The following is a 10100-nucleotide window of genomic DNA, read 5'->3' as shown; positions in this document are numbered from 1 at the left end:
GTCCAGGCCCAGCCCCTGGCGCTGCCACCCACCACCACCGCCGACACACCCGCGCTGCCCAACGACGTGGCCGCCGCGCGCGCGGTCTGGCAACGCGCCAACCAGCGCGTGGCCGAATTCCCGCGCGGCCACGCCGACCTGCTGCGCTGGGAGTCGCGCCAATCCCCCTCTGAAGCGGCGCCCGCCGCACGCCCCACCCCGCGCCTGGACTTCGCGCAAGCGCTGCGGCTCTCGCTGCGACACCGGCCCGACCTCTTCACGCACGCCGACATGAACGCCCTGGCGCGCGCGCAGGTGCAGGTGAAGTACGCGGCGCACGCACGCGACCTCCAGCGCGCCTGGATCGACGCGATCACCACGCGCCAGCGCGAGCGCCTGCTCGGCGACGTGCTCGACGCCACCCGCACCGGCAGCGAACTGGGCCGGCGCATGGTGGTGGCCGGCAACTGGAGCCAGGCCCGGCAGATGCGCGAGCAGTTGACCGAAGCCAGTGCCTGGCAGGCCAGCGTGAACGCGCGCGGCGACACGCTGGCCGCGCAGGAGCGGCTGGCGCGCCTGCTGGGCGAGTGGGACGCACAGGCCGTGGCGCAACTCGGCGAGCGCTTGCCGGTGGCCCTGCCCGACCTGCCCGCGCAGGCCCTGCCGGGTGAAGGCCTCGACGAAGCTGCCGTGCTGCGCAGCCACCCCACGCTCGCGCAATCACGGCTGCTCGCCGCGCGCGACATGACCGCACTGCCACCGGCACGCCGACAGGCCTGGAACGAAGCCGTGGAGACCGCGCTGCAAGCACAACCAGCGACGGCAGCGCCCCACATCGACAACCTGAGTCTGCTGCGCGACGCCTCCCTCGCCCGCACCGTGGCCGCCGAGGCGCAGCTGCTGCAATTGGCGGTCGAGCGGCGCTCCATGGCGCGCGAAGCCTGGACCGCACTGCAACTGCGCCACGCCAGCGCACGGCACGCGCGGGACGTGGTGGCGAAGCTGCAAGCGGCCATCGAGCAGGAAACCCAGCTGCGCTACAACGGCATGCTGCAAAGCACCTGGGAGCTGTTGGCGAGCGCGCGCGAGCGCATGGCCTCGCTCGACACCGCACTGCAGGCCCAACGCGACTACTGGCTCGCCCAGGCCGACTGGCAAGCGCTGATCGGTGGCGCCGATGTGGCGGAGCCCACCCCCTCTTCCTCCACCGGCGCCGCATCCACCGCCGCGCCCGCAGGACACTGACATGAACAACACCCCATTCAACCGACGGCATTTCTTCGCCGGCGCGGCCGCCACGGCGGTCGCTGCCGCCAGCGTGAGCCGCGTCGCACTCGCCGCCATCCCCGAGGCCGTGCAACAGACCTCCGCCGACACGGCCGCGCCCTGGACACCACCCGGCGTGACCGGCGCCGGCCGGCCCTACAACCCCGTGGTCACGCTCAACGGCTGGACGCTGCCCTGGCGCATGAACAACGGCGTGAAGGAGTTCCACCTCGTGGCCGAACCCGTGGTGCGCGAAATGGCGCCCGGCTTCCTGGTCAACATGTGGGGCTACAACGGCCAGAGCCCGGGGCCGACCATCGAAGTGGTCGAGGGCGATCGCGTGCGCCTCTACGTCACCAACCGCCTGCCCGAGCACACCACCATCCACTGGCACGGCCAGCGCCTGCCCAACGGCATGGACGGCGTGGGCGGCCTGAACCAGCCTGCGATTCCCGCCGGCAAGACCTTCGTCTACGAGTTCACCGCGCGCCGGCCCGGCACCTTCATGTACCACCCGCACGCCGACGAGATGGTGCAGATGGCCATGGGCATGATGGGCTTCTGGGTCACGCACCCCAAGCAGAAACACCCGCTGATCGAGGACGTGCAACGCGACTACTGCTTCCTGCTCAACGCCTTCGACGTCGAGCCCGGCAGCATGACGCCGCAGGTGAACACCATGCTCGACCAGAACATCTGGGCCTGGAACAGCCGCGTGTTTCCCGGCATCACACCGCTGGTGGCGCGCCTGGGCGAACGCGTGCGCGTGCGCGTGGGCAACCTCACCATGACCAACCACCCGATCCACATCCACGGCATCGAGTTCGAGGTCACCGGCACCGACGGCGGCCCCGTGCCACGCACCGCGCGCTGGCCCGAGGTGAGCACCGATGTGGCCGTGGGCCAGATGCGGCAGATCGAGTTCATCGCCGACGAGCCGGGCGACTGGGCCATGCACTGCCACAAGAGCCACCACACCATGGGCGCGATGGGCCACGACGTGCCGACCATGATCGGCACCGACCACCGCGGCCTCGTCAAGCGCCTGCAACGCGCGAGCCCCGACTACATGGTCATGGGCGAGCGCGGCATGGCCGACATGGGCGAGATGCAGATGGAAATCCCCGCCAACACCTTCCCCATGATGACCGGCACCGGCCCCCATGGCCCGATCGAAATGGGCGGCATGTTCACCACGCTCAAGGTGCGCGCCGACCAGAAGGCGGGCGACTACAGCGACCCCGGCGCCTACACCCAGCCACCCGGCACGCAGGCGCGCCTGGTCGACAGCGGCGCCGCGCCCGACGCCACACGGCCCGCCGCGGCCACCGCACCCGCCAATGCCACCGTTCGCAAGCCGGCCGCCGATGCAGGCCACCACCACCACTGACCCGATCCTGAAAGGACATCCCATGAACACGAACACGAAGCCAACCAACCGCCGCCACTTCCAGCTCAGCCTGCTCGCCTTGCCCTGGACACTGTCGTTCCTGTCCACCGCGCACGCGCACGGCGACCAGCACGGGAAAGCCAACGCGCCCGTGGTGAAGGAACAGAAACCCTGGGGCATCGCCGCCGAACCCAGTGCCGCCACGCGCACGGTGGACATCCGCATGACCGACGACATGAAGCTCAGCCCCAACCACCTCGAGGTGCGCCAGGGCGAAACGCTGCGCCTGCGCGCCATCAACAAGGGTAAGGTGATGCACGAGATCGTGCTCGGCACCGGCGCGGACCTGCAGGCCCACGCCGACATGATGAAGAAGCACCCGGGCATGGAACACGACGAGCCCTACATGGCGCACGTGCCGCCCGGCAAGACCGGCGACATCGTCTGGACCTTCAACCGCGCGGGCGACTTCGAGTTCGCCTGCCTGATCGCCGGCCACTTCGAGGCCGGCATGCGCGGCACCATCCGCGTCAAGGCCAAGGCCTGACGCCTCACTTCAGGAGCTAGACACCATGCAAAGACGACACCTGCTCAGCACCGCCATCGGCCTGTCACTGGCCGCCACCGGCGCATTCGCCCAGGCCGCGTTGCCACCGCTCCAGGTCTGGAAAGACCCCAACTGCGGCTGCTGCGCCGACTGGGTCGCGCTGATGCGCGCCGATGGCTTCCAGGTCCAGGTCTTCGACAGCGGCAACACCGCCGTGCGACAGCGCCTGGGCCTGCCGGCGAAATACGCTTCGTGCCACACCGGCCTGGTCGGCGGCTACGCGATCGAAGGCCATGTGGCGCCCGGCGAGATCCGCCGACTGCTGGCCGAGAAGCCCGACGCCATCGGCCTGGCCGTGCCCGGCATGCCGGTGGGCAGCCCCGGCATGGATGGGCCGGTGTATGGCGAGCGCCGCGACGCCTACGACGTGCTCCTGGTGCAGCGCGATGGCAGCTCGCGTGTGTTCCAGCACCACGCGGGCGCCCTCAAGAAAACATCCACCGACGGCGCCCCGGCACTGCCCACCACCGACGCCGAGGTGCGCAAGGTCGACACCGCCGCGGGCAAGATCACGCTCAAGCATGGCGAGATCAGGAACCTCGACATGCCGCCCATGACCATGGTGTTCCAGGTGAGCGACCCCGCATTGCTGAGCAAGGTGAAGGCCGGCGACAAGGTGCGCGTCATGGTGGACAAGGTCAATGGCGCCTTCACCGTGATGGCCCTCGAACCCGCCCCCTGAATGCACGCCGACGGCGGCTTCTAACAACCTGTCACAAAGGCGGACCGGAGATGGCGTGCTAATGTCGCGCCATGCCGAAAACCCTGCGATACACCCTGCTGTCGCTGCGCGAAATGCTGCTGTCTGCCGGCCCTTTCGCGTTTCTGACCATCGCCCTGCTCTGCCTGACCTACTGGTGGCTCAACCCCACGCCGCCCAAGCGCGTGGTGCTCGCCACCGGGCCGGCGCAGAGCGCCTACGACGAGTTCGGCAAGCGCTATGCCGAGGCGCTCGCGCGCTACGGCATCACCGTCGAGCTGCTGCAATCCGAAGGCTCTTCGGCCAACCTGGAGCTGCTGCGCAACGGTGAGGCCGATCTGGGTTTCGTGCAGGGCGGCACGGCCGACATCGGTTACGACGACGAGGACTCGATCGTCTCGCTGGGCAGCCTGTTCGTCGAACCGCTCTGGCTGTTCTACCGCGAAGACTCGGCCCAGCGCCTGCACAAGAAGCCGGTGGTGACCAAGCTCTCGGAGCTCAAGGGCTGGCGCGTCAACGTCGGCACCCCGGGCAGCGGCGTGCCGCGCCTGTTCTCCACCCTGCTCGACGTGAACCGCGTCAGCGGCTCCGATCTGAAACTGAGCGAACTGGAGCAGACGCCGGCCACGGTGGCGTTTCTGAATGGCGACCTGGACGCGGTGGTGTTCGCATCGGCGCCCGAATCGCTGATGGTGCAGATGCTGCTGCAGACACCGGGCATCAAGCTGCTGGACTTCGCGCAGAGCGAGGCCTATTCGCGGCGCTTTGGCTACCTCACGCCGGTGGTGATGCCGCAGGGCGTGGTGGACCTGGCGGCCAACATCCCGCCGCGCAACGTGCGCCTGGTGGCCTCCACCACCAGCCTGCTCGCGCACAGCGACACGCACCCCGCGATCCTGCAGCTCTTCGCGCAGACCGCCACCAGCCTGCACAGCGGCGCGAGCTGGTTCAGCAAGGCGCGCGAATACCCGAGCCTGGAACACAGCGAAGTGCCGATTTCCGCGGAGGCGCAACGCGCCATCAAGAGCGGCGCGCCTTTCCTGCAACGCTACCTGCCGTTCTGGCTGGCCAACATGATCGAGCGGGTGTGGCTGGCCATGGGCCTGATCATCGTGCTGGCGCTGCCGCTCTCGCGCATCGTGCCGCCGCTCTACGCCTTCCGCATCCGTTCGCGCGTGTTCCGCTGGTATGCCGAACTGCGCGACGTCGAACAGCACGCGGAGAATGGCAGCACCAGCACGCAGGATCTGCTGGACCAGCTGGACGCGATGGAATCGAAGGTGGAGAAGATCGTGGTGCCGCTGTCGTACACCGACGAGCTTTACGCGCTGCGCAACAACATCCACCTGGTGCGCAAGAAGCTGCTCCGGAAAACATAGGCGAAAACCCCGGCCGCGCTGCGCGCGTCACCCCCTTGAAGGGAAGTGCTTCCTACAGCCCGGCGAAGTTGGTGGCCTTGGCGCTGTTCAGCCAGGCCTGGCGCGCCACTTCGTCGAGTGCCGCATCCACCACGCCGTGGTCCGCCACCACGCGCAGGCGGTCCTGCTCCAGCAGCCGCTCGAAGCCGCGCTTGGTCATGGACAGCGAACGGCCGTCGCTGCCCGTGAACAGAAACAGCGTGCCGTGCGGGCTGGCCCAGGTGATCTGCCAGCGCGCGGCCTGCCCGTCCTGCAGGATGTCGACCCACGTGCCCACCGGCAAATCGGCGGTGCGCTGCGCCGCGATCTCGGTCTTCACGTCGGCCCAGTCGCGCTGGATGCGTTGCGTTTCCTGGAACGCCGGCTGCGTGGTGGTGGGCGGGGCGTCCTTGAACACGTCGTCCATCAAGCAGGAATCGCGCGCCTCGTTGCGCTGCATCCACGGCTCGTCGTCCATTTCAGGCGGAACGCTGTGCTGCTCGTCGGCGGCCGCGGGCGCCCCGGTGCGCTGTGTCTTGTAGGCCGCTTCGTGCATGCCCATGAGCGTCTGGAAAAACGACTCGGTCTGCTCGCGCGGGTAGTCGATCGAATCCAGCCCCTCGCGCAGCGTGCGCAGCACGCCCGGGATGATCTTCACCAGGCGCGGGCGGTTCAGGCTGGCCAGCGCCAACTGGCTCGACCACATCAGATCGGACAGGAGCTCGCTGTAGCGCGACGCAGCGGATTGGCTGTGCGAGGTGTTCGGCGAATCGGCCCCTTCCAGGCGCGCCTGTGCCACCACCTGCGACCAGGGGCCGGTCAGAAAACGCCGCACCACACCGGGCGTCTTGTCGAAATCGTTGCGGGCGCGAATTTCGGTGGCCACGCGCTCGGCCAGCAAATTGCGTTGCTCCACGCGCACCAGCGTCTGCACCGCCAGGCCGCGCGCCTGCACCCGCGCGGGCGTCACCGCGGCGGCCTGCGAGCGCTCGAGCGCGTCCAGTTGCGTCGGGAAACGGGCGGCCAGGTCGGCACCCGGCTCCCGCAGGGCACGAACGACGTCGTGCACGCGTCTGGAAAACGCCTCGAAACCAGGATCGCGCTCGCTGGTGAACGCCAGGCTGCGTTCCGTGATGGCGTCGAGCAAGCGCCGCGCGGGGTTTTGCTTGTCCGCGAAAAAGCGCGGCTCGCTGCGCGCCAACTGCAGCAGCGCGGGCTTCATGTCCAGCAGCATGTAGCGCACCGGCGCGAGCAAGCGCTCGTCGGCCGCGATGCCCTTGAGCATGAGCGTGACCACTTCGCTGGCCAAGGTGCGGCCCATGGCGTTGTCCGCGGCCGCGTTCTTGTTCAGGTCGAGGTTGCCCACCAGCAACTGGTGGAGGTGGTCGAGCGTGAGCAGGTTGTCGTCGCCCATCACCTCCTTCACCGACACCGCTTCCTCCTTGGGCGCGGCGGCCGGCTGGCGGCTGGTGGGCATGTGTGTGACCACATAGCCTGCGGGCTTCACGCCCGCGCGGTCCAGCTGTTGGCTCAGCCGCACATACATCTCACGCAAGGCATCGCCCAGCGGAATCGCGCCAACCTGCAGCCAGCGCGCGCGCACCGCGGCGTCCACATGCAGGCCTTTGAGCGACTTCACCAGGGCACCCACGATCACCTCGACGCGCAGCGGGTTGGCCTCGGGGTTCACGACCGTGAGACCCAGGGCACCGTTCAGGCGCTTGGTCAGCGTCACGAGTTCTTCGTCCACCGCCATCTTGACGATTTGCTGCACCCGCGCCTGTTCCACGGTCTCCTGCACCTGGTCGTCGCCCATGAGCTCCAGCTCGTCAAAGCTCACGGTGGACGATCGGCGCGAGCCGCTGCCGGTGTGCGGCAAGGCGTTCTCCATCGACTCGCCCAACACGGCCAGAAAGCGTGTGGCCATCAGATCGCGGTGCGATTCGAGCGTGGTGCGGGCTTGCAACAGGCTCTGCCGCTCGCTCAGGTGGCTGGCCGAAGCCTCGCGCTCCCTGAGCGTGCCGTGCAAGGTGCCGACCCAGCGGGGTATCCACTCACGGGCCTGGACAAGGGCTTCTCGCAGGCAGGCGTCAAAGGCTTGGGTGTTGCTGGCGTCCATGCAGACAGCTCTTTCTTGCTGAGGCGGTTCGAATGAAGAATTGTCCCCGGCATGAGACGGCCAGGAACCCTGAAAGACCCCCGAATTTAACGCCAGTTCAGGGCTTTGACATCAGCGCGCGCCAACCTTCGGGGCCCAGGTCGCGCAGCGTCTTGAGGTTGCGCTCGACGATGGCCTCGGCGTCCCCGGCGTCGGAAGCAATCGCGCGCTCCACGCTGTCTTCGCGCAACAGGTGCAGCGTTGGAAACGGTGCGCGGTTGGTGGCGTTGGTGACATCGTCGGCGTCGGTGCCGTCGAATTGAAACAAGGGGTGAAAAGGCGCGACCTGGATCACCCCGTCCAGTTCGTGCTCGGCCACCACGTCGTCCACGACATTGAGGAAATCGTTGAATACCTCGAAGTCGGGAAACAGCGTGGGGTGCACCAGCAGCGTGGTGTCGATCTCTTCCGCGGGCGTGTTCACCAGCAAGTCCAGCTCGCGGTCGAGATCGTCGAGAAACGCATCCAGGTGCCGCGCCGTGCTCACGACGATGCGCACCTGGTTCTTCGCATACACGGCGCGCGCGAACGGGCAGAGGTTCAGGCCAATGACGGCCTTCTCGATCCAGTGGCGCGTAGCGGCGAGAACTTGGTCTTCATTCATGAACAGAGATGCCGGCGTGAGGGTATTGAATCCAGAGATGCGGAGGGTCCGGCTCCGCCGGCCCAACGCATCGCCCCCTTGAGGGGGTGACCGCCCGAGCATCGGGCGGGCGCGGGGGTGGGCTTATTTCAAGGCTTTGAAGCGCATGCGCTTGGGTTTCGCGCCCTCTTCACCCAGGCGCTTCTTCTTGTCGGCTTCGTACTCCTGGTAGTTGCCGTTGAAGAACACCCACTGGCTGTCGCCCTCGGCGGCCAGGATGTGGGTCGCGATGCGGTCCAGGAACCAGCGGTCGTGGCTGATCACCAGCGCGCAACCGGCGAATTCGAGCAGCGCGTCTTCGAGCGCGCGCAGGGTTTCCACGTCCAGGTCGTTCGACGGTTCGTCCAGCAGCAACACGTTGCCGCCTTCGGCCAGGGTCTTGGCCAGGTGCAGACGCCCACGTTCACCGCCCGACAGCGTGCCCACGCGCTTTTGCTGGTCGCCACCGGAGAAGTTGAAACGCCCGCAGTACGCGCGGCTGGGCATCTGGAACTTGCCCACGGTGATCATGTCCAGGCCACCCGAGATGTCTTCCCACACGGTCTTTTCGCCGGCCAGGCCGTCGCGGCTCTGGTCGACCACGGCCATGCGCACCGTCTGGCCGATCTTCACTTCACCGGAATCGGGCTGTTCCTTGCCGCTGATCAGCTTGAACAGCGTGGACTTGCCCGCGCCGTTCGGACCGATGATGCCGACGATGGCACCGGCGGGAATCTGGAAACTCAGGTTGTCGATCAGCAGGCGGTCGCCAAAGCTCTTCGACACGTTCTTGAACTCGAACACCTCGTTGCCCAGGCGCTCGGCCACGGGAATGAAGATTTCGTTGGTTTCGTTGCGCTTCTGGTAGTCGACGTCGCTCAGCTCTTCAAAGCGCGCCAGACGCGCCTTGCTCTTGGCCTGGCGGCCCTTGGGGTTCTGGCGCACCCATTCCAGTTCCTTCTTCATGGCCTTGGTGCGCGCGTCTTCGGTGCGCTGCTCCTGCTCCAGACGGGCTTCCTTCTGCTCCAGCCAGGTCGAGTAGTTGCCCTTGTACGGAATGCCATGGCCTCGGTCGAGTTCGAGAATCCACTCGGCCGCGTTGTCAAGGAAGTAGCGGTCGTGGGTGATGGCCACCACGGTGCCCGAGAAACGCTTGAGGAACTGCTCCAGCCAGTCCACCGATTCGGCGTCCAGGTGGTTGGTGGGTTCGTCGAGCAACAGCATGTCGGGCTTGGACAGCAGCATGCAGCACAGCGCCACGCGGCGCTTTTCACCACCGGAGAGCACGCCCACCTTGGCGTCCCAGGGTGGCAGGCGCAGTGCGTCGGCGGCGATTTCCAGCTGGTGTTCGCCGTCGGTGCCCGAGGTGGAGATGATGGCTTCTAGCTGGGCCTGTTCGGCGGCCAGCGCATCGAAGTCGGCGTCTTCTTCGGCGTAGGCCGCGTACACCTCTTCCAGGCGCTTCTGGGCAGCGCGCACGCCGCTCATGCTGTTTTCAACCGCTTCGCGCACGGTCTGCTCCGCGTCCAGTTTTGGCTCCTGCGGCAGGTAACCGATGCGAATGCCCGGCATCGGGATCGCTTCGCCTTCGATTTCCTTGTCGAGGCCGGCCATGATCTTGAGCAGCGTGGACTTGCCCGAGCCGTTGGTGCCGAGCACGCCGATCTTGGCGCCGGGGAAGAAGGAGAGCGAGATGTCCTTGAGAATCTGACGCTTGGGCGGCACGATCTTGCCGACCCGGTTCATGGAAAAAACGTATTGAGCCATGGGATTTTTCTGCCTGAAGAAGCTGCGGCCAGGACGGCCGCGCAACCCATGATTATCCCCTTAGAAGGGTCAAGGGCGCCTTGACGGAGGCAAAGCCACTATCGTGCGACAATATGGCCTGTCGGGCACATCAGTTGGCCCGGCACCAGCACTTCGCTGGGGTGTGCGCAAATCGCTTGCGACCACCGACTTCCTGAATCCATCTGCCCCAGAC

The 10100-nt window shown here is 67.2% G+C and carries 8 protein-coding genes; 5 read left to right on the top strand and 3 right to left on the bottom strand.

Features of this window, described 5'->3' with window-relative positions; all coding sequences use genetic code 11:
• From FFS09_RS30615 to FFS09_RS10290, 5 genes are all read left to right on the top strand, one after another.
• The coding region (locus tag FFS09_RS30615; RefSeq protein WP_171019960.1) for a TolC family protein at positions 1–1224 on the top strand (1224 nt) is incomplete at its 5' end.
• Position 1225: 1 nt separating this feature from the next.
• Positions 1226–2635: a multicopper oxidase family protein gene (locus tag FFS09_RS10305; protein WP_137918779.1), complete on the top strand. Its 1410-nt coding sequence runs from the start codon at positions 1226–1228 to the stop codon at positions 2633–2635.
• Between the two features lie 22 nt (positions 2636–2657).
• Positions 2658–3182, top strand: a complete 525-nt coding sequence (locus tag FFS09_RS10300; protein WP_137918778.1) for a cupredoxin domain-containing protein — start codon at positions 2658–2660, stop codon at positions 3180–3182.
• Between the two features lie 25 nt (positions 3183–3207).
• The gene (locus FFS09_RS10295; RefSeq protein ID WP_137918777.1) at positions 3208–3924 is read left to right on the top strand and encodes a copper-binding protein; all 717 of its coding nucleotides are present in this window, start codon (positions 3208–3210) and stop codon (positions 3922–3924) included.
• Positions 3925–3995: 71 nt separating this feature from the next.
• Entirely contained in the window at positions 3996–5321 is a 1326-nt protein-coding gene (locus tag FFS09_RS10290) for a TAXI family TRAP transporter solute-binding subunit (protein WP_137918776.1), read from the top strand.
• Between the two features lie 52 nt (positions 5322–5373).
• Here the strand turns inward: FFS09_RS10290 and FFS09_RS10285 are convergent, their stop codons facing one another.
• The 3 genes from FFS09_RS10285 to ettA all read right to left on the bottom strand — a co-directional run bounded on the left by FFS09_RS10285 (position 5374) and on the right by ettA (position 9886).
• Positions 5374–7458, bottom strand: a complete 2085-nt coding sequence (locus FFS09_RS10285; RefSeq protein WP_137918775.1) for a DUF1631 family protein — start codon at positions 7456–7458, stop codon at positions 5374–5376.
• Between the two features lie 97 nt (positions 7459–7555).
• Positions 7556–8101: a DUF1415 domain-containing protein gene (locus FFS09_RS10280; RefSeq protein ID WP_137918774.1), complete on the bottom strand. Its 546-nt coding sequence runs from the start codon at positions 8099–8101 to the stop codon at positions 7556–7558.
• A 123-nt stretch (positions 8102–8224) separates the two neighbouring features.
• Entirely contained in the window at positions 8225–9886 is a 1662-nt protein-coding gene (gene ettA / locus FFS09_RS10275) for an energy-dependent translational throttle protein EttA (RefSeq protein ID WP_137918773.1), read from the bottom strand.
• Positions 9887–10100 lie beyond the last annotated feature (214 nt).

The sequence above is a fragment of the Hydrogenophaga sp. 2FB genome, from assembly GCF_005503365.1.
GTDB lineage: Bacteria > Pseudomonadota > Gammaproteobacteria > Burkholderiales > Burkholderiaceae_C > Hydrogenophaga.
This window is presented reverse-complemented; position numbering and strand designations above follow the sequence as displayed.

What these genes read in the sequence shown, in the direction of transcription:
- FFS09_RS10305 (WP_137918779.1), top strand. Translation starts at nt 1,226, where the DNA reads ATGAACAACACCCCATTCAACCGACGGCATTTCTTCGCCGGCGCGGCC.
- FFS09_RS10300 (WP_137918778.1), top strand. Translation starts at nt 2,658, where the DNA reads ATGAACACGAACACGAAGCCAACCAACCGCCGCCACTTCCAGCTCAGC.
- FFS09_RS10295 (WP_137918777.1), top strand. Translation starts at nt 3,208, where the DNA reads ATGCAAAGACGACACCTGCTCAGCACCGCCATCGGCCTGTCACTGGCC.
- FFS09_RS10290 (WP_137918776.1), top strand. Translation starts at nt 3,996, where the DNA reads ATGCCGAAAACCCTGCGATACACCCTGCTGTCGCTGCGCGAAATGCTG.
- FFS09_RS10285 (WP_137918775.1), bottom strand. Translation starts at nt 7,458, where the DNA reads ATGGACGCCAGCAACACCCAAGCCTTTGACGCCTGCCTGCGAGAAGCC.
- FFS09_RS10280 (WP_137918774.1), bottom strand. Translation starts at nt 8,101, where the DNA reads ATGAATGAAGACCAAGTTCTCGCCGCTACGCGCCACTGGATCGAGAAG.
- ettA (WP_137918773.1), bottom strand. Translation starts at nt 9,886, where the DNA reads ATGGCTCAATACGTTTTTTCCATGAACCGGGTCGGCAAGATCGTGCCG.